We start from the raw sequence: 19908 nt of genomic DNA, 5'->3' as shown, positions 1-19908 counted from the left end.
TCGATCGCAGGTAATACAGCAGATTCCATGTTGGTGCAGCAAGCTGTTGCGACATTTAAATTATCGGTCAAAAAACGATCGAACAATGAGCGGGCCGTTGCTCGGACTGCGCGCAGCACGTATAATTTAAATGCGTTATATCAATTCCGGTTGCACTCATACCGGAATTGTTAACTGTTGACTGTTGACTGTTGACTGTTGACTGTTGACTGTTGACTGTTGACTGGCGCGTCGAAAAACTGAATGGTTTAGTGTTAAGTGTTGACTCGATTTTATGATTCCGATGCAACCGGAAACGACATTACAGATTACAGCCGATCCCAGAAACGGGGTTACCGATCGCCCATCCACTGACAAGCCGAACACTCTAAAAACCCCGGTTTCTATATCTATAGCGGTTTTCAAGCGTTGTGAAGTACGAAAAAGCGATCGGGTGATCCATACCCGATCGAAGAAGAGCAACTCACATTAAGGAGAAAGGCTATAGAATATGCTGTCTAGTTAAATTTCTGACTTCTGTGCTTCTTGCGATTCCGGCAATACAACTTCTGAATCATTTGGATTGAGAGCAATTTCCGAGGATTCTGCAATCTCCAACGCCTCGGAAGTGCGCTTAGAAAATCCCCAAATAAACATCAAGGCGATAGAGGAAATTAGCAGCCACTGCGGAGGTACTAAACTGTCGTCAATTACTCTAACCAACAATCGCATTCCCACAAAGCCAACTGTAATGTAGCCAGCATCTTCTAGGTGTACGAACTCATCGAGCCAGCGGATGAATAATTCCGCCATAAATCGCAGGGCGATAATTCCAATTGTGGCTCCAGTAACCACCAGCCAGATTTCGTCAGAAATTGCGATCGCAGTAGTAACGCTATCCAAAGAAAATGCTAAATCTGTCATAGCAATTACTGGAATTGCTTGCACCAGAGACCCAAATCTAGGGCCTTGATCTTCTCCCTCGGCATCAGGATTTGAGGAGAAGTGCTGGAAAACTAGCCACAGCAGGTACAGCGCCCCCAGCAGTTCAAATTGCCAGAACTTGATCACCCAAGTCGCTGTTAGAATTAGTGCTACTCGCAGTACAAAAGCAATTATTAAACCGTAATTGAGAGCCTGTTGCTGTTGTTTTGGATCTTCCAAACCTTTAGAAATAGATGCCAAGGCGATCGCGTTGTCAGCGGAAAGTACAGCCTCCAAAGCCACCAAAACTAACAATAAGAAAAAGGTATCAACTCCCAAATTGGGGGAACCTTCAAGAAATTGATCTATCATTAACTATTTTCTGCACCTAAGATTTGCAAGCTAAGAGCGCAGCACAAATCACCGGCTCTATTTAAAATTAGTGTCACCTTCACTTATCTTAACCTATGACGGTAAATTTGTCGCGGGCGATCGCGCTTAAGCAAGTTCGGCAACGGATTCTCTAAGGGATTTAACGGATTTAACCTATCGATGTTGAGCCTAAAAGTCAAGCCTGAAGATTTTTCCGACTCCCATCTCCCCATCTCCCCATCTCCCCATCTCCCCATCTCCCCCTCCCCATCTCCCCATCTCCCCATCTCTCCATCTCCCCATCTCCCCATCTGCCCACTCTCGGACACTCGGACACTCATCCCCAAACGCACCAAATATATTTCAAGTTGTAACAAACGATTCCCAAAAGTGCCAATTTGTCTCAAATTGGTGAAAGCTCGTGCCCGCGAAAAGGAGTTTTCCGAATATGTCTTTAACAGATACCCAAGTCTACGTAGCGCTCGTAATTGCTTTGATTCCTGGAATCTTGGCTTTCCGGCTGTCAACTGAACTGTACAAGTAGTTTCTAGACACCAGTCGCGAATCGTAAAATGCCTGTCCGAGTAGTTAAATCTTCAAATTACAGACAATTGCTGCCACCGTGGAGTAGATTGTTTGTGGTCAGCAAGAGGAAACTGCAAGGGCAGGCATTTTTATTGTGCAATTCTGTCCTCAAGCGTTACCCAGTCTCAAAAATTTTGGCTGTCGGCACCGTCACGAACAGGGGCAGGTGTGCGTTAAGCTCGGAATTTGCACGGTTTGTGCTCTAAAACTTCAGTCTCAGGTATTTGAAAAAAAATTATGCAAGCAATTCAACCCACCGTTACCCCACTGCGTCCTGTAAAAACTCCCCGTCGGGTTACTCCTCGTCGCAACAGCAAGCGCCAGCGTTCCTACCCTCATCAAACGCTCGCCGCCGAAAGTGGAGTTAAGTTAGCAGTCAACATTGTACTTTCAGTCTGTGCGACTTCTGCTGTGATTCAGCTTTTGCCTCACTTCCGGGCAGTGCAAGAAAAGTTGCACGAAATTCAAGCTGAAGTCAATCTTACCCAAGGGCGAGTAGATAAGTCGCGATCGGACTTTAACCGCTCTTTTGACCCTAGTCTTGCTAAAACTGTGATGCAAGAGCAAAGCAATCGAATGGATCCCCAGCAGCGTCAGGTGATTTTGGAAGAGTCCCCGACACCAGAAGCCGAAGACTCCACCCCCCAACCTTAAGGGAGTTGGGGGTCGGCCGTTGGCAGTCGGCAGTTGGCGGTCGGCAACTAGCAACTAGCAACTGACTACCGACTACTGACTACCGACTACTGACTACTGACTAATGACTTGGCAATCACGGTTTTTGCCTTCAATAGTTGCAGTGCAGCTTGATATTGCAAGTCTGCTTCGGTGCCGATTAGATCGCGCGCAATCGGCTGTAGCGGCACTACGCGATCGGGCGAAATCCCCAATTTGTTAATATCCGTGTGGTTGGGCGTCTCGTACCTAGCGACAGTCACCGCCAACCCGGAACCGTCAGACAAATCAAACAAAGACTGAATCAGTCCTTTGCCAAAAGTCTTTTCTCCGACCAATTGAGCTCTGCCGTTATCTTGCAGCGCACCAGCCAAAATTTCGCTAGCGCTGGCCGTTCCTTTGTTGACCAAAACAATTAGCGGATCTGCTGTCAAAGCCCCTCCATAGGCTTCAAAACTGCCCAGAATGCCTTGTCTGTTTACGGTGTAGACGATCGTCCCGGAATCGAGCCACAGACGCGCAATCTCAATTCCTGCTTGCAACAGTCCGCCCGGATTGTTACGCAAATCGAGAATGTAGGCGGCGGCTCCTTGTTTTTCCAAACTGTCGATCGCGCCGGCGACTTCCTCAGTAGCATTAGCGCTGAATTGACTCAAGCGAATGTAGCCCAGCGGTAAATTGTCTGGGCCAGACTGCAATTCGGCGTAAACCGGGTGGAGTTCAATCCGATCGCGCACCAACTCAATATCTTCAGGAACGTCTCTTCCTTCGCGCCCCAAGGTCAAGGTAACGGCAGTACCGGCGCGGCCGCGCATTCGAGTTGCTGCCTCGTCTAGGCTCAATTCTGACGTGGCAGTGCCATCAATTTTCAAGATGCGATCGAGCGGTTGAATGCCGGCTCGATCCGCCGGCGAACCAGCCAAAGGAGCCAGCACTGTCAGGGTATTTGTCTGGGAGTCGATCGCAATTTGCAGCCCCACACCAGTCAATTCTCCCGAAGTGTTGACCTGCAAACTGCGGTACTGTTCGGGTTTCAGCAGTCGAGTAAAAGGATCGTCGAGATTCGCCAGCATCCCTTGAATCGCCGTGTAAGTCTGCTCTCTGTCGTTGAGCGGCTGCTTGACAGCTTGTTGGCGGATCGACCACCAGTTTTTAGAGTTAAAGCTGTCGTCCACGTAAGAGCGGTTGACAATTCGCCAAGCTTCGCTCAAAAGCTGCTGTTCTGAAGTTAGGGCCACCGCAGGCTGTGTCCACGCGCCCAGAACCAGGGCGACTTGGAAAAAGAGTAAAATTGCAGTCTGAAAAACTCGTCTGTGCATGATTTTTGTGTAAAAGATAGGCAAGTATGGCATCTCTTGCATTTTTAATTTGTAGGCTTTTAACCTTTTGCGCGGTCAACTCTCCCCCAGACATTCAGGACTCGTCAAATCCGCGTCAAATGTACGCTGCGAACAAAAAAGTATTTAAATTTAACATTTAATTGTAAAAATTAGTGAAGTTTTATCAGGAAAATTAAAACTCACGAGCCAGAGAGTCGCTGACCGACCCGGACTGCGGTCTTGGGCCCTGTTATTGGCTATCTGCCTAGTAGGGGCGGATGTTGAGCTTGCAGAAAATGCTATTTGAGGCGAAGAAAAAAGCGATCGCTGCGTGAATTCTGCACAGCAATTATGTTACATTTTTTATCATAGTCTGGAATTCGATCGGGCAACGCCAGCGAGCAGGAACAAGCGACCGCTGAATTTCCCAGCGCTCGCGGGCGATCGCACAATGCAGAGTTCCTTTCGCAAGCTCCAAATTTTAAAATAGCCTCAGCCATTTGCTAATAAAAGCAAGCTGCTCGGGGCGGGGCGACAAAAAACATTGTGGCTGCTGCCCGCTTACCTCAACCACAGCAATATTCTTTTAGGAATTCTGGCTCCATGTTTTCTAAACAAATCACCGACTCAAAAACCTACCAGTGGTTTGAGGAACGCCTGGAAATTCAGGCGCTCGCCGACGACATCACCACTAAGTACGTACCCCCCCACGTCAATATCTTCTACTGCTTGGGCGGAATTACCTTAGTTTGCTTTTTGATTCAATTTGCCACCGGCTTCGCCATGACTTTCTATTACCGTCCAACGGTAGCAGAAGCGTTTTCTTCAGTGCAATACCTGATGAATGAGGTCAACTTCGGCTGGCTGATCCGCTCCATCCACCGCTGGTCTGCCAGCATGATGGTACTGATGATGATTCTGCACACTTTCCGGGTTTACCTGACCGGCGGCTTCAAAAAGCCCCGCGAATTAACCTGGGTGACAGGAGTAATCTTGGCAGTCCTCACCGTTTCTTTCGGTGTGACAGGCTACTCGCTGCCTTGGGATCAAGTCGGTTACTGGGCCGTTAAAATCGTTTCCGGTGTCCCCGAAGCCATCCCGGTTGTCGGTTCTTTGCTGGTAGAACTTCTACGCGGCGGTGTCAGCGTCGGTCAAGGCACTTTGACTCGCTACTACAGCTTGCACACTTTCGTGCTGCCTTGGCTGATTGTAGTCTTCATGCTGGCTCACTTCTTGATGATTCGCAAGCAAGGCATTTCGGGCCCGTTGTAAGTTTTGAGTTGTAGGGGCGATATTTTTTTGCCCCCTGCGGAATTTTGGGTTGAAAATTCAGAATTCATCACTCATGATATTTATTGACAGCCCGATCGCGCCGCTGATTCAGACTAACGAATACAGCAAGATGCCAAGCCCGGGTAAAAATAAAAGGAGAACACTCTTACTATGTCTATTCTCAAAAAACCAGATTTGAGCGATCCGGCGTTACGCGCTAAGCTCGCTAAGGGCATGGGTCACAACTATTACGGCGAACCAGCTTGGCCCAATGACTTGCTCTATGTTTTCCCTATAGTCATCATGGGAACAATTTCTCTGTGCGTGGGTTTGGCCGTACTAGACCCGGCTTTGGTTGGCGAACCTGCTAATCCTTTTGCTACTCCACTGGAAATTCTGCCGGAATGGTATTTGTGGCCGGTGTTCCAACTCCTGCGCGTTTTGCCTAACAAATTGTTGGGTATTGCTTGCATGGCAGGTGTTCCCGTTGGCTTGATTTTGATTCCGTTCATCGAGAGCGTTAACAAGTTTCAAAATCCGTTCCGCCGCCCTGTTGCTACTACAGTCTTCCTGTTGGGAACTGCGGTAACTCTGTGGTTGGGTATTGGTGCTATTTTCCCGATCGACAAATCTTTCACGCTGGGTCTTTTCTAAGATTTAAGCTTGCTTGATTTTGACGCCTGCGGGTTTCCTGTAAAGTGCTTTTGTACTGCTGGGAAACTTTAGCGGGCGTCATTTTATTTTGGATTTTCGATTTTAGATGGGGGCTTTTTAGCTCTAAAATTTAATAATTCTCAGTAATTAATTCTCTAATTTTATTCAACCGCATCAGTATACAGAATCATCAAATATACAGCGTATTCCTGGTTTATGAAGTACACACTCCTAACCGGGTTTCTTTACAGTTCTCGCATCATTACTGATTCTGTTCTGTGAAACCCGGTTTCTCGCTCTCTACATCTACATGGAATATGCTGTATCTAATACCAAATCCGGGTAACAAAGAATTTCAAAGGTGGTAAGCTGTTGTGCATCCCAATTGTGTATGGTAATTGAGGGGGAGAGGGGGAGAGGGGGACAAGATTTTTGATGGAGCGTCGAAATATACAATTTAAATGCACAACAGCTTACAAGCCCCCGGATCGATCCGTGGAATCAATCCAAAATCTAAAATCTCAAATCTAAAATCAAATGACCCGCCGGATCGATCGCCAAACCAACCCGAATAGAAGTATCGCGCGTGGGATTCCGTCTGTTTAGCTAAAAACAACAAAACCTCCTCAAAGAGAAGGTTTCATTACAATCGGAGCGGCGGGATTTGAACCCACGACCCCTACTACCCCAAAGTAGTGCGCTACCAAGCTGCGCTACGCCCCGACAGCTTTAACAGCATAGCATGAAATCTCAGAAAAAGTCAAAAAACTTTTAAAACTTTTGCAGCCTGCACCAAACCGGGCACCGCAGCCGCCAGCCAAAAACCCTCGCACCTGCGGCCAGCATTCAAAATCAACTGCACGCTGTAAGCCTCGGGATAGCCTTCTACCTCCAGCCACAACAAATCTGTTTCGGCTTCAATGGCGATTTTTTCCTCATCCATTAACTCAGAGGCCATTTGACTCATGGTGTCGGCTAACTGTCCCAACAATCGGCAAAAATCGTTTAACTCAGCCTCCGTGAGTTCGATCGCCCAACCCTCCCCAGCCACCAAACCCTGAAACTCGTGCGCTTCGGGGTTCCATCCCAAACGCCAGCCAACACCAGTCTTGATTACACGTTCCACCATTGAAGGATTTTAGATTTGGGATTTTAGACATTGTTCGGCGGTTGAAACCGCTCCTTGTCAAACAAAGTCCGGATGGTGCGCGGACTAAGAAATAAAGGCGATGTTTAAGCTAGATTCGATCGGCAATAAAATACTAAGGTGTAAGCAATTTCGCATCTCCCGGCTGCGGCTGCGTGATTTCCGGCGAAGTCGATCGCCCTTGTGGTGTTTCGCGCGCCGCCGGTGTCCGCGATCCTGAACTCTGCGTAAAAACATCAACCAAAGCTTGAACCAAAGCATCCCGCTGAGTTCTATTTAAACTTTGAATAGCAGCGCGATCGCCTTCCATCGGATTTTTTCGCAAAACATCCTTTCCCGGATACACGTCTTCCACCAAATAATCGGGAGTCGCCCCTAGATAGTCAGCTAAACTCAACTTCCAATCTAAGCGGTAATTCGGCGGTCTTCCTTTAACAAAGACGTGATATCGAATCAAGCGGCCGACTAAAGTATTGTTTGGATCTACTTTTCCAGTTTCCTGAGAAATGTAGTTATTCTCGATCGGCAAATCTGGCAATTTTTCATACACAAACTTCCACGCATCTTGCGCCCTCACCTGCAGCGGCCCCGATTGTTGAGCAACCCGCACCGCCGGCGCAGACTCAGAACTCCGCCGCAGCATAGGTTCCAAAGCAGACATACTCAGTTCGCCCGATTCCAATACCCAACTCAAAAGCGTGAAAATCGCCACAATCAAAGTAACAAACAGAAAACTCAAGCCCAGCTTTAATTTCTTCTTCACGGTTTTGACAATTTCAAAAATAGAATAATTTCCTCAACTTACCTGCCAACATATCTCCTAGTTTCTAATTTTATGATTTGCGAAATCAACCCAGTTGGGAGAATCCCGATTTGAGAAAAATAGTTTCTTAGGAGTGCGATCGTCCCCCTCGCTTGTGTATATATTTCTAGAACCCTTGCGTACCTAAAATAAACGGATTTTTTACCTAGCGGGCCAATCTAGTTTGAGAAAGTTGTGAGTTTTGAGCGAACAAAAATTGCTGGCAATTCATCACTCAAAACTCACAACTTGCCAAGTCTAAATATCTCCGATAATTTCCGGCTGAGTCATTTCATCCGACATTTCAAATATCGCCCGCATTACAGGTTTCATCATTTGAGTGTCGTCATTGTCAAAATCTTCATAGCGGCGGCGTTTGGCGCGGTTCGCCACCTGCACCGTAATCCGATAGCGGTTGGATGCAGCACCGATCAACTCTTCTGCCCGACGGGTTAGCTGAGTTGAATCGAAGGTTGGACGCTTACTCATCGAAATTACCTAGTTTATCTAATGTTACATTCTAGTTTACTATGTCAAGATTCATAAATTACTAACTGAGTATCGCTTATGCAGGCAGCAACAGGCTATTCCTTTGGTCACTTGCATCGGGTAAATTCTCGTCCCCTCAAATTGGTTGCTTTCGGCGACAGTTTAATCTATGGTTTTGGCGACGGCGTAGGCGGTGGTTGGGTGGAAAGATTGCGGCGCCAGTGGATGTTACCGGAGAGTGCAGGACACGTTTTATACAATTTGGGTGTTCGGGGCGATCGCACCTATCAAGTCTCCCAGCGGCTCGAAAACGAGTTTCGCCACCGTGGCGAACTGAGAAACCGCGTCCCGGATGCGATTATTCTTTCGGTAGGTCTCAACGATTCGGCGAGAGTGCAGTCGCCTACCGGGCGCAGCTACACTGAGTTTGAACATTTTAAAACTGTTTTGGATCATTTGTTAAACCTATCTCAACAACTTTGTCCGGTGATATTTGTCGGGATGGTGCCGGTGGATGAAAGTAAAATGCCTTTTCAAGATTGTTTGTATTACAGTCATGCTGACCAATATCGGTATAAAGAAGCAACGAAATTAGCTTGTGAGTTGCGGGGAATTCCCTATTTAGATATTTTTGATAAATGGGTAAATCGGGGCAGTGATTGGTGGCGATCGCGCTTGATTGCAGATGGGCTTCATCCCAATGCAGCGGGCTATCAATCTTTATTTGAAGATGTCACAAGTTGGGAGCCGCTCGCCAGCATTAGTCATTAGTCATTAGTCAGTAGTCATTAGTCATCAGTAAAAATGAAGTAGGGTGCGTCAGCTAGCATTATTTCTGCTACAAACTAAGAATCTCACAACTGACCCACTCCCGCAAAAAACGGTACGTCAGAGTCATACTTTTCGTGCACATTGAAAATCTCAAACCTCACGCACCCTAACACTGATTGTATTCTTCACCATCAAGTGAAACTTGATAAAATGCTCAGTAACCAGGTGGGTGTTGCAAACTACCAACCATTTTGTCGATCGCCTCTGCGATCGCCAACAACTCCATTTCACGCCACCGCTTACCAACAATTTGCATTCCAATCGGTAAACCATTTTGAGTTTGTCCAATTGGAATTACCACCGCAGGATGTCCACTAAGATTAAAGGGCATGGTATAAGATCCGTTTGCCACTGAATAAGGATAGGATCTGCCATCAATGTCAACGGCATTCCAAGCGGGACGGTGAGTAAACGCAGCGGTTGCGGCAACCGGACAAAGCCATACATCCCACGGTTCTAATGCCTCATCTATATGGGCAGTAAAGCGATCGCGCTGTGTGAGTACCTCGAAATATCTTTTCAAACTTGGATTCAATATCTCAGGTAGCAATCTGCTGAAATCTCCCAATTTTCGGAGTTCCTTGTCGCCTTGGGTGGCGGTGCGAAAGATTAACTCTAAACTACGACGCAGGTTATATCTATCCTGCGGTTGAGCGTAGATAGTGAGGTACATTGAGATCCGTCCGTAGAGATTCAATATTTGGGAAAGGTCAAAGTCTTTGGGAAGCCAGCGTTCGGTTTGGACACCTGCGTCAGAGAGTGTCTGCACGATCGACTCCATAGCTGCTCGAATTTCAGAAGCAACGGGAACTTCGGCCCATTCAGCAGTCCAAGCGATTTTGAGATGCTGCAAAGGCTTGCCAGAGGGTCGATCGAGCGGAATCGGCGGGACATCAGGGCGACGCAGATCCGCGCCTGCAATTAACGAAAAACATAGCCGGATGTCTTCTAGCGATCGAGCAAAACACCCAACGGTCATCATTTGCCGAATAGACAGTGGCATTCCCGGCACTTCAGGAATCTGCCCTGCTGTAGAAATACGGCGATCTGTCGGCTTTAAACCATATATGCCACAGAAATGAGCAGGCTGACGCACCGAACCCCCGAAATCATTCCCCAAATCCAAGGGTGAAAGTCCTGCTGCGACAGCCGCGGCACTCCCCCCAGAACTGCCTCCAGGTGTGTAGTCAAGATGCCAAGGATTATTCACCCGTGGAAACAGAGAATTTATGCTTTGATAATCGGCAGCCAGTTCCGCCATGTTGGTTTTTCCCATAATGACAGCACCTGCTGCCCGCAATCTCGCAACAGCAGTTGCATCCTGTTGAGGCACATAATCTTTGAGGGGAATATAGCCTGCTGTGGTGCGGAGTCCGGCTGTTTCAAAAATGTCTTTAATCGTGATGGGAACGCCATGTAAAGCACCCCAGTTTTCTCCTCTGGCTAGGGCTTCATCGGCAAGTCTTGCTCTTGTACGAGCATTGTCTTCATCCAGGGTACAAATGGCGTTTAATTGCGAGTTGTGCTTTGCGATTTGAGTAAGGTAAGCGTCCAGAACTTCGACGGCAGAGACTTGGCGATCGCGAATCATTCGCGCTAGCTGATGGGCAGAGGCAAACGTCAGGCTACTCATAAGCAACAAACAGGTATTTCTCGATCGAGTCAATTATATTCGCTTTTAGTTAATATATAGCAATCCTTGCAGGAGTCGTAATTTTTTTACCCCACCCCAACCCTCCCCTTATTAAGGGGAGGGAGTAAGAAATTCACAAATGATTTAGGATTTATATAGTTAACTAATATCAAACGGCTTTGTTCCTAAATCCTGTTAATTGCAGACACCAGGTAGATAAGGGAGATAAGCAACATAAGGATTTTAAGGAATTTAAGCATTTTAAAATCCCCGACTCAAAATAAAAATATTTATTTTAAACGACCGTATCTTCCCCACACTAAAAATAAAAGCATTCAATAATGATTACATAAGTGAGGAAAAAAGCCATTTCGGGCAGAATCAATCAGCCCATCAAAAGCTTAGTTCTCCTCAATAAAAAAATTGTGTAAATTGGAGAATCAAAAAATGTCTGTATTACATCGCATCAAATCCGGTACATCTGTTTTATTAACCTTGGGAACCGTTGCCGGAACCGCAGCGCCGATGCTAGCTCCCGCGCCTGCTTTTGCTCAGACAGCTTTTTCGGATGTTAATAGTAACTACTGGGCAAAAGATTTTATTCAAGATTTGTCAGAAAGAGGAATTATCAAAGGATTTCCCGATCGCACTTTCCGCCCGGATGCACCCGTAACGCGGGCTGAATTTGCGGCAATGATTCGTTCTGTCAACAAGGCAAAAACCCGCGCTGCTGTAAGGTTTGCCGATGTTCCGTCTAATTTTTGGGCAAGCGGGGCGATCGCCGAAGCATACGAAATGGGATGGATGTCTGGCTATCCCGGCAATGTTTTCAGGCCAATGCAGCAAATTCCTCGCGTGCAAGTTGTAGTCGCTTTAAATAACGGACTTGGCTATGAACCTACTTGCAATTTTCAAGATGTTCTCAGCTATTATAATGATGCGGATCAGATCCAAAGTTATGCTGTAAAAAGCGTTGCTGCTGCTACTGAAAAAGAGTTGGTTGTCAGCTATCCCAATCCTCAATCTCTCAAGCCAAACCAGTCAGCAACACGGGCTGAAGTAGCTGCTTTTATCTATCAAGCGTTAGTCAGTACCAATCAAGCAAGAGCAATTAATTCTCCTTACATTGCTAAGGCTGATATTGGCCAGAGTGTTGCTGTAAAAATTCCTAGCGGGGTGACTATTCCCATCGAGTATTCCAAAGGCAAGATTTTGCTAGGCCCCAATGACAAGTCTCCGATTACGCTGACTGTATCTTCGGATATCGCGGGGAATAATGGCAAAGTTTTGATACCCGAAGGGTCTAAAATTAGTGGCGAATTGCGATCGACTACTGCAGGCGTTCAGTTTGTGGCCCAAGAGTTAAGTATCATCAACGGCAGCAGAGTACCTTTGAATGCTACTTCGCAAGTGATTACTCGCAAAGAAACTGTGACTAAGGGCGTGAATGTTGGGAATTTGATTAAGAATACGGCGTTGGGTGCAGCAGCAGCGGCGGCGATTGCGGGAGTTACGGGCGATCGGGCGATCGCAACTGAAGAGGTGCTAGGCGGTGCGGGAATCGGGACTTTAATCGGGGTATTTTTGGGTAAAGATAAAGTCGATTTGTATGCTGTTAATCCCGACACTGATTTAGATTTGCTGTTGAATTCAGACTTGGTAGTTACTGCTGCGAATACAGGCATTTGTAGCAATTGATAGAAGCAACAGTTAGCCCCGACGAGGTATTCAGAAACCGGGTTTCTTTGTAGATTTCTCATCACTCAATCAAAAAACTCGTATAAACCCGGTTTCTCGCCCCAACGCGATATTCAGAAACCGGGTTTCTTTCTAGATTTCTCGTCACTCAACCAAAAAACTCGTATAAACCCGGTTTCTCGCCCCAACGCATAATTCCTGCAATCGTAACTTTCTACGGACATCCCAAACTTTCTCGCGTAGAAACTCCTGTCACAGGATTGACACCATCTGCAGTTTCGCACAGGATATTCACTTGATAAGCATCGATAATCGCGTCAGTAAAATCAGCGCCGGAAATTGCAGCATCAAAAAACCGAGTTCGTGTCATAATTGCTTCGGTGAAATTAGTATTCGTCAAATTCGCGCCGTCAAATGTAACTCTATCTGCTAAAGAACCGGAGAGATTAGCACCTGACAAGTTGGCATTTAGTAAAACTCCTTTAGTCAAAATCGCATTGCTTAAATCAGCGCCTTGAAAGTTGGTTCTCCGCATTTCAGAAGCGACGAATGTTCCCCCCGCTAAATCCGAGTTGGAAAAATCGCGATCGGACAAATCAATATTTGTGTAATTAATATTAAGTTTCGGCAGCGCCAATGCAGGAGTAGCACTCAGCAGCACCCATCCCACAGCCAACATTAAACTTAAAAACAGGCTCAGAAAAATTCGGGATACACTTTTCATAATGATCGGAATTGGGAATTGTTGACTGTTAACTGTTGACTGTTGACTGTTAACTGTTGACTGTTGGTTCTAATGACTACTGACTACTGCCAACTGCCAACTAACTACCGCCAACTGCCAACTGACTACTGACTAATTAAAATCGCTTTACCCAATCTTCGCCGACGCGAAGTGTCAAATCAGAATCTATTTCACCAGTAGAAGATGCTTCTATTTTACCGTCGCCTAGCACTTTTTGCAGTTGATTTGCTGCGGCTAAATCTCCTTTCTGGACAATGATTTGACTTTGACGCTGCTTGTCGGGCCAATCTTTGACTACAGATACATTAGAAAAACCATTTTTTCGGAGAAATTCAGCGACGCTTTTGGCGGCTGTGGGTTTGCTAGAAGCGTTTTGGACGGAGATTTTAAGGTTGGTGGGGAAAACTGACTCGCTGGAATTGGGAAATTGCCCTTGGGCAAAATCTGGCACTACTTGCTGGAAATATTGTGTCATAATGCGATCGCGCCCAGCAGCATCTAAAATCCAATAACTCCTCAAATCCCCTTGTCCTGAGCTAGAACGTCCGGGTAACATCACCATCTTAAAATTATCTCGCTCCAATTGCAAACCAAAACTTGTCAGCGTCAAAATTTCCTCAAAATTTAGATTTGTATCCACATATTTTTGCATCAATCGTACAATTTCCGGCAAACGCACCAATACAGAAGGACTTTTGAGGCTGTTGAGAATAGCTTGAATTAAAGATTGTTGTCGCTGAATGCGGCCGATATCTCCTAAACCGTCGTTGCGAAATCGAGCAAATTGTTCTGCTTGTTCTCCGTTGAGAATTTGCCATCCCTGTGCTAAGTTTATTTTTAACTTTTGGGTCGTATCTGTATAGGACATCGCCCGAGGTACAAATACCTCAACTCCTCCTAACAAATCGACTAATTCCCGAAACGCACCGTTGCTGACTCGCACGTATCTTTCTATTGTCACATTGTTCAAGATAGTGCTAACCAATCGCGTCGCCAAAGCCGCTCCTCCTCTAGCATTAGCTTCGTTAATTTTGCTAAAACGAATTCCGGGAATTTGGACTTTAGTATCTCGCGGAACTGAGACCAAACTAATAGATTTATCTCTAGGGTCGAGGTGAAATACGAGTATTGTATCGCTGCGACCTTCAAAAATTTTAGGTGAATTTGCAGCGGTTTCTGGTACACGGTCAATTCCCATAATCAAGATATTAACAGGCCGCGACAGGCGGTATCCAGAAGAGTTGGATGATTTGTAGTTAAAGCCCGCAGCGTCTAGGACTCTACTAATAAATTGCGGTTCCACGGGGGCGAAAAGGGCGGTCATTGCTCCGATTCCTGCGGAGATGGCTGCCGTGAAAATCAGCAAAAGTGTCCAAAATACATACAGGACTATTTTAGGCTTTTTTCGAGTTTCGCGATCGACTGGTTTAACAAAGTTTCGTTTAAAAATCGACAAGTTTTTCATGGACTTGCTGTTAATTATTGCAGTTTTTCAGCTTTGCAGTAAAACTTGGGCGGTGCTTCTATAAAGTATTTGAACAAAGCCGGACACAGCCAGCCTTCAAGATTTTTCGATTCCCACCGATACCAGTTGCCGCCGTATTCTGTTTTAAACCACAGCATTTCTGCTTGATATCCGGGAAATGGATTGGCTGAAAATAAGAGTCGGAAACCTCCATCGGCATTGGGAATCTCTGCGACGAGTGCTTCAATCCTTTCGGGTACGCCCTGAACAAACGGTTCTCGAACAAGTCCGACTCGCTCGTCGTCAAAAACCCAGGTGTACTGTTCGCGATAGGGATAAATTACCATCATCGCATTTGACATTAAATTCTCCTTTTTTCATTTCGTTTGTTTGGGCTGGGGAAATGCAAGTTTTGCTATATTATATTCCAATACGCTTGGCTTAACAGTTTGTATCGCCAGGATATCCCATTCTCATCCCTTTTAAAAAGCGATTAAATTATCTAGTTTCATCAGTTTCTGTACGCTTGAAATCTGCGGTTAACCCATCACTTGTCAACTCAACCAGCGCCTTAGCCAAATACTCATACTGCGCCAAAGTATTGTAAAACTGAGCGGAAATCCTTACCAACCGCTTGCTAGAATCGGGCCAAGGAATCACTGGAACTTCAATTTTGAAAATCTGCCATAGCGCCTCTTGCAAAGGTGGAATTCCTCCTTTTGCAACCGCATCAGATTTTTCATCAGCCAGCGGTACAACTGCCATTGAACCTACCATTTCATCGGGACAAGGTAGTGGCAAATCTAATTTATCTGCCAATATTTTTCTTCCGGCTAACGCTAAAGTATGATTTTTTGCCATCAATTCTGGCCAGCCACCCTTCAACAAAGAACCCATAAAATCAATAGCTACGGGTACGCACAAATAGGGACTCGGATCGACTGTTCCCATCCAGTCAAATTCTAATTGAAAGCGCGATTTATCAGTGCGCGGCGAGTTAGCGCCGTGACTGATAGTAGTGGGGCGAATGGCATTTTGCTTGTCGCGCCGCACGTACAAAAAGGCAGCACCTTTCGGCGCGCACAGCCATTTGTGGCAATTTCCCGTGTAGTAAGTTACGCCAATTTCTGCTAAATTGAGCGCTACCATTCCCGGCGCGTGTGCTCCGTCTACCAATACATCTACGCCGCGATTTTCCAACTCGCCGACTAACTGTTTGATGGGAAATATTAAGCCAGTTTGGCTGACTATGTGGTCTAATAAGGCAATTTTTGTTTTGGCAGAAATGCACTTAATTATTGCTTCAATAATTTGTTCGGGCGATTCAATGGGAAATGGAATTTCTGCTACTATTACTTTAGCACCTGTACGCTCTGCTATAAAATCAAGTGTGTTGCGGCAGGCGTTGTATTCCTGATTTGTGGTTAGCAATTCGTCGCCCGGAACAAAAGTGAGCGATCGCAAAACTGCATTTATTCCCGTTGTAGCATTCGGCACAAAGGCTAAATCTTCTTCATCCGCGCCGATAAATGCGGCTAACTGATTTCTGGCATTATCTAACAGCGGTTCAAATTCTCGCATTAAAAAGCGCAAAGGTTCTCTTTCGAGTTGTTCTCTGAAACTAATTTGCGCTTCGAGTACGGGAATCGGACAAGCCCCAAAGGAGCCGTGATTGAGAAATGTTATATGGCGATCGAGTAACCAATATTCGTTAATCATTTAATTAGTCAATAGTCAGTTGGCAGTTGGCAGTTGGTAGTTGGCAGTTGGCAGTTGGCAGTAGTTTAGTTGGCAGTTGGCATTAGTCAGTAGTCATTAGAACCAACAGTCAACAGTCAACAGCCAACAGTCAACAGTCAACCGCTACCTATTTTATCTTTTAATTGCTCAAACTCTTCTAATGTGTTGCAATTCGATAACATTATTGCTTCTCGTTCCCCTACAGGTAGAGGGATTGCTTGGATTTGATTTAACCATTTTTGAAAGGAACGTCCCCCTTTTTCAATAAAACTTTGCAAACTGGCGAGAGATTGTTGGCGGTAGAATCCGCACAAAGGTTCCCAGCGCGACTTTTGATAAGGGACAATTGCTAGGGTTGATTGGGGAATAGCTGTTAGCTGACTCGCCCAATTTTGAATAATTTGGGGTTCTAATAAGGGCAAATCGCAAGCTAATAGTAAAATCCAGTCGGCGGGAATTTCTGTCAATCCCTGAGTCAATGCAACTAAGGGCCCGGAGCCCGGATTGTACTCTAGCAGAAATTGGGATTGTTCGGTTAAGGTCGATCGATAGCGATCGGGCCAAGCAGTCAAAACATACACTTGTGGCGTTACGGATGCTGCCACCTCCAGCGCCCGCTGCAACAGGCTTTTACCCTCAATTTCCAGCAAAGCTTTATCCGTCCCCATCCGCGAACTTTGACCGCCTGCGAGTACAATTACAGCAATTTGATGGTTAGTCATTAGTCATTAGTCATTAGTCATTAGTCATTAGTCATTAGTCAGTAGTCATTAGTCATTAGTCAACCGTTAACTGTTAACAGTCATTAGCACAAAACCTCATGATTCATTCTCAAATTAAAGCACAAATTGCTTTGCTCACTTCCTCAATTTTTTGCATAACTTGACCGCTGCTCAATAAAGTTTCTGCTTCAATCAAACCCGAGTTTATATCTAAACAAACCCCGCTGCGCCACAGATAAAAGCCGCCATTCCAGATAGCTGACTGCATCAATTCTGAGGGTTTGCCTAGCAACACTTCCTGGATTTGTTTGAGTAAGTCTTCCTCGGATTCAAAGGCGGGATTTGTGTTGCTGAAACCGTAATCTCCGTGGGCCAAAAGCACTCGCTCAAACTCAGTATCCGGCCTAGCAATGCCGATAATTGCAGTACGATCGCGCGGCAAGTCGCAGCTTCCCTCCAATCCTTTGACTGTGGTATAATTTTTGACTCCCCGCAATTCAAAGGCTTTTTGAAACATACCTTCTGTCGGCGGGTGCACGTAGCCAGAGATGACGTTAACGTCGCCGGCGCAGGGACACCACATCAACTCCATTGTCGAAAAAGGCGGCCTTTTGCCGATTTCGCGGCGGTAGGGCACTAAAGCGGTGGCTTGAGGAAAATGCTTGGGAAGGTAGACAAAACCTAAACCGGTACTGTCAAAAACTTGCTGGACTTTTTCTAAACTAAGTTTTGTCCAGTCTACTCCCAAACCGCGCCAAATTTCAATCAGGGGAATGCCTTCTTTGGTTGGCATGACATCGCCCCCGTGCATGACGCTTGGCACGCCAGAGGCGGCTAAAATTAGGGCGGTTATGGGGCTAATTGGAGCGGTGCGCGATCGCCCGTCGTAAGCTACACCAAACACGGCGACGCTAGAAACTGTAAACCCTTTTTCTCGGTTTGGGGGGGCAAGCATGGGCCCGAATTCTTCATAGGCATCTAGCATTCCGGCTAATTCTTCGCCGGTGGGCCGTTTGATGCGGTGGGAAATCATAAAAGCTCCGATTTGAGCTGGTGTTGCTTCTTGCAGCAGCATCATCCGCGTGGCTGCTGCTGCTTCCTGGCGAGTTAAGTTTTCTCCTGTGTGTATTCCGCTGCCAATTTTTCGCAGCAATTCTCTAAATTGGTCACTCATAATTCTTGTAGTTGGTTATTGGTTATTGGTTATTGGTTGTTGGTTATTGGTTGTTGGTTATTGGTTATTGGTTATTTGTTATTGGTTATTGGTTATTTGTTATTAGAAAGAGAAGAGACAACAGTCAACAGTCAACAGTCAACAAAAAAACCTGATAACTCGCGAATTAATTCCCTAATTTTCCGAGCTTGATGACATCTAATGGTGGCACAAATTCGCGTACTAGATTCCAGAAATGGGCGATCGGCGGAATTTGCATTCGATCGTGAGTTGTCACCAATACCACTTCGCGAGTCCAAGCTGGATCGATCGCCGATTGTCCGTTACCGAAGCCCTCGAAGAGGATCGTCGAAACTTGGGGATTTGCACTTTGTTTGGCGACGATGGGCCGAATTGCTAAAGTGCGATCGCCCTGGGCCTCAATCAAAGCTGAATGTGGTAGCAAAGCAATCAATTCTCCCTGTCGCACCACACCCCGAAAAGCATCGAGAGTGTTGAGTTCCAAAACAGCATGAAGTTTAGCGCCGATGCGTTCAAATTGTTCTTGCACCATCCGCTGCATTCCGTACCCGTCCTTAAACACCACTTGCGGGTAACAAATCAATTCCGGCCAAGGTACTCGATCGTACACGGCCAGGGGATGATTTGCCGCCATCAATACCTCGATCGGCTCATTGTAGAGTACCTCAACCAACATTTCTGGAGCTTGAGTAAAATAACGGTTGTTCATCACCACCGCGATGTCCACCAAACCGTCTTTGAGAACTTTCAGAGCTCGATCGCTCCCCAGCGCAGTCACCCGCAACTGCACTTCAGGATAATCGCGACAAAACCTTTGCAGCACAGGCGGCAAATAAGCAGCACAAACCGAATGAATCGCAGCCACGCACAGTTCCGGCTGCTTTCCCGCCAGCAAATCCGCCAATTCGACCGCAGCATTTCGCCAAGTCTGACAGATTTTGCGAGCGTGAGGCAACAGGCGTTCCCCTCCCACAGTCAGCTTCGCGCTTCCCGCACGGTGAAACAGCGACAAACCCACTTCCGCTTCGAGTCCCTGCACTTGACGGCTAATAGTCGATTGAGTCACGCCGCACTTCCGGGCCGCTTGCTGAAAGCTCCCGGTTTCAGCAACCGAAAGAAATGCTTGAAGCTGCTCTAAGCGCATGGATGTTTAATTCTAGATGGTTTCAGACATTTTCCTCGAACGATCGTAAGTAACGTTAACCGATTTAGTTGAAGAATTTAGTAGAATTTGATACAGTACAGATTAGTTTTGATGCTGACAGACGCGGAGATGCTCGTTTTTACGAACCAACTTGCTGGGGCAGGATTTCGGAGCGTCCGAGTAAATGTCGCTTCTCCAATGTTGAAGGGATTTCTGAATCTGCCAACTTATCAACAAACCGATTAAATTTCGATAAATTTAGAGAATTTTGCCAGTTGATAGCTCAAGATTTTTAATAAAATTAGCAGTCGCCATCGCTCGCTTGCGTTAAGCTGCGGGATTTTTTGTTGAATTTCGATCTCAAAAGATAGCATTTAATTTGATAATTAATGGAGCATTATAGTACCTGAGTTTCCCTATAATTGTCAATAAATGTCCGAAGATTGGCGCACGGTTAAAACCTGCAATGAACTTTTATCCCGGCTGAAAGTGACTGTTATTTTCTGTTTCTTTGTGTATA

General features: G+C 46.1%; 20 protein-coding genes and 1 tRNA gene. 6 read left to right on the top strand and 15 right to left on the bottom strand.

The genetic code is table 11. From position 1 onward, the window contains the following. Window positions 1-501: 501 nt before the first annotated feature. Both QUA01_RS04915 and QUA01_RS04910 read right to left on the bottom strand, forming a co-directional pair. Complete coding sequence (locus tag QUA01_RS04915) at window positions 502-1275, bottom strand: TerC family protein (protein ID WP_333087239.1); 774 nt, start codon at window positions 1273-1275, stop codon at window positions 502-504. A gap of 83 nt (window positions 1276-1358) precedes the next feature. Beyond that, on the bottom strand, window positions 1359-1586 hold the full coding sequence (locus QUA01_RS04910; protein WP_333087237.1) for a hypothetical protein: 228 nt from the start codon (window positions 1584-1586) through the stop codon (window positions 1359-1361). Window positions 1587-1723: 137 nt separating this feature from the next. On the opposite strand from QUA01_RS04910, the gene psaM reads away from it, so the two are divergent. Together psaM and QUA01_RS04900 are read left to right on the top strand one after the other, a co-directional pair. Next, window positions 1724-1819 carry a photosystem I reaction center subunit XII gene (psaM, locus tag QUA01_RS04905; protein ID WP_015174804.1) on the top strand — a complete coding sequence of 32 codons (96 nt, stop codon included), beginning with the start codon at window positions 1724-1726 and terminating at the stop codon, window positions 1817-1819. Window positions 1820-2097: 278 nt separating this feature from the next. Then, on the top strand, window positions 2098-2514 hold the full coding sequence (locus tag QUA01_RS04900; protein ID WP_333087236.1) for a hypothetical protein: 417 nt from the start codon (window positions 2098-2100) through the stop codon (window positions 2512-2514). An 86-nt stretch (window positions 2515-2600) separates the two neighbouring features. On the opposite strand, the gene ctpA is transcribed toward QUA01_RS04900, so the two are convergent. After that, window positions 2601-3851, bottom strand: a complete 1251-nt coding sequence (ctpA, locus tag QUA01_RS04895) for a carboxyl-terminal processing protease CtpA (RefSeq protein ID WP_333087485.1) — start codon at window positions 3849-3851, stop codon at window positions 2601-2603. 603 nt (window positions 3852-4454) lie between these two features. Here ctpA and petB point away from each other — a divergent pair. After that, window positions 4455-5123, top strand: coding sequence for a cytochrome b6 (gene petB, locus QUA01_RS04890; protein ID WP_194013049.1), 669 nt, complete (start codon window positions 4455-4457; stop codon window positions 5121-5123). Between the two features lie 171 nt (window positions 5124-5294). Then, window positions 5295-5777, top strand: coding sequence for a cytochrome b6-f complex subunit IV (gene petD / locus QUA01_RS04885; RefSeq protein WP_333087235.1), 483 nt, complete (start codon window positions 5295-5297; stop codon window positions 5775-5777). 649 nt (window positions 5778-6426) lie between these two features. Here the strand turns inward: petD and QUA01_RS04880 are convergent. From QUA01_RS04880 to QUA01_RS04865, 4 genes are all read right to left on the bottom strand, one after another. Further along, window positions 6427-6500, bottom strand: a tRNA-Pro gene (locus QUA01_RS04880). A 37-nt stretch (window positions 6501-6537) separates the two neighbouring features. Continuing rightward, complete coding sequence (locus QUA01_RS04875; RefSeq protein ID WP_333087234.1) at window positions 6538-6906, bottom strand: DUF1818 family protein; 369 nt, start codon at window positions 6904-6906, stop codon at window positions 6538-6540. A gap of 133 nt (window positions 6907-7039) precedes the next feature. Continuing rightward, entirely contained in the window at window positions 7040-7687 is a 648-nt protein-coding gene (locus QUA01_RS04870) for a hypothetical protein (RefSeq protein ID WP_194071083.1), read from the bottom strand. 297 nt (window positions 7688-7984) lie between these two features. Continuing rightward, the gene (locus QUA01_RS04865) at window positions 7985-8215 is read right to left on the bottom strand and encodes a DNA-directed RNA polymerase subunit omega (RefSeq protein WP_333087232.1); all 231 of its coding nucleotides are present in this window, start codon (window positions 8213-8215) and stop codon (window positions 7985-7987) included. 78 nt (window positions 8216-8293) lie between these two features. On the opposite strand from QUA01_RS04865, the gene QUA01_RS04860 reads away from it, so the two are divergent. Next, window positions 8294-8986, top strand: coding sequence for a GDSL-type esterase/lipase family protein (locus QUA01_RS04860; RefSeq protein ID WP_333087230.1), 693 nt, complete (start codon window positions 8294-8296; stop codon window positions 8984-8986). Window positions 8987-9200: 214 nt separating this feature from the next. Here QUA01_RS04860 and QUA01_RS04855 read toward each other — a convergent pair whose 3' ends face one another. Continuing rightward, entirely contained in the window at window positions 9201-10679 is a 1479-nt protein-coding gene (locus tag QUA01_RS04855) for an amidase (protein ID WP_333087228.1), read from the bottom strand. Between the two features lie 447 nt (window positions 10680-11126). Here QUA01_RS04855 and QUA01_RS04850 point away from each other — a divergent pair, with 447 nt between their 5' ends. Continuing rightward, window positions 11127-12377 (top strand): S-layer homology domain-containing protein, encoded by a 1251-nt coding sequence (locus QUA01_RS04850; protein WP_333087227.1) that lies wholly within the window; start codon window positions 11127-11129, stop codon window positions 12375-12377. 214 nt (window positions 12378-12591) lie between these two features. Here the strand turns inward: QUA01_RS04850 and QUA01_RS04845 are convergent, their stop codons facing one another. The 7 genes from QUA01_RS04845 to QUA01_RS04815 form a co-directional block, all read right to left on the bottom strand. Beyond that, window positions 12592-13101 (bottom strand): pentapeptide repeat-containing protein, encoded by a 510-nt coding sequence (locus QUA01_RS04845; RefSeq protein ID WP_333087226.1) that lies wholly within the window; start codon window positions 13099-13101, stop codon window positions 12592-12594. A gap of 136 nt (window positions 13102-13237) precedes the next feature. Further along, window positions 13238-14587 (bottom strand): LCP family protein, encoded by a 1350-nt coding sequence (locus tag QUA01_RS04840; protein WP_333087225.1) that lies wholly within the window; start codon window positions 14585-14587, stop codon window positions 13238-13240. 14 nt (window positions 14588-14601) lie between these two features. Next, a complete protein-coding gene (locus tag QUA01_RS04835) occupies window positions 14602-14949 on the bottom strand; it encodes a DUF6717 family protein (protein WP_333087224.1) in 348 nt (115 codons plus the stop codon). 136 nt (window positions 14950-15085) lie between these two features. Then, a complete protein-coding gene (locus QUA01_RS04830) occupies window positions 15086-16306 on the bottom strand; it encodes an aminotransferase class V-fold PLP-dependent enzyme (RefSeq protein ID WP_333087223.1) in 1221 nt (406 codons plus the stop codon). 137 nt (window positions 16307-16443) lie between these two features. Further along, entirely contained in the window at window positions 16444-17049 is a 606-nt protein-coding gene (locus QUA01_RS04825; RefSeq protein WP_333087221.1) for a molybdenum cofactor guanylyltransferase, read from the bottom strand. A 109-nt stretch (window positions 17050-17158) separates the two neighbouring features. Continuing rightward, complete coding sequence (locus QUA01_RS04820) at window positions 17159-18223, bottom strand: anthranilate phosphoribosyltransferase family protein (protein WP_333087219.1); 1065 nt, start codon at window positions 18221-18223, stop codon at window positions 17159-17161. A 166-nt stretch (window positions 18224-18389) separates the two neighbouring features. Next, complete coding sequence (locus QUA01_RS04815; RefSeq protein WP_333087217.1) at window positions 18390-19388, bottom strand: LysR family transcriptional regulator; 999 nt, start codon at window positions 19386-19388, stop codon at window positions 18390-18392. Window positions 19389-19908: the final 520 nt, after the last annotated feature.

This window comes from Microcoleus sp. S36a_B3 (assembly GCF_036700745.1).
GTDB lineage: Bacteria > Cyanobacteriota > Cyanobacteriia > Cyanobacteriales > Microcoleaceae > Microcoleus.
This window is presented reverse-complemented; position numbering and strand designations above follow the sequence as displayed.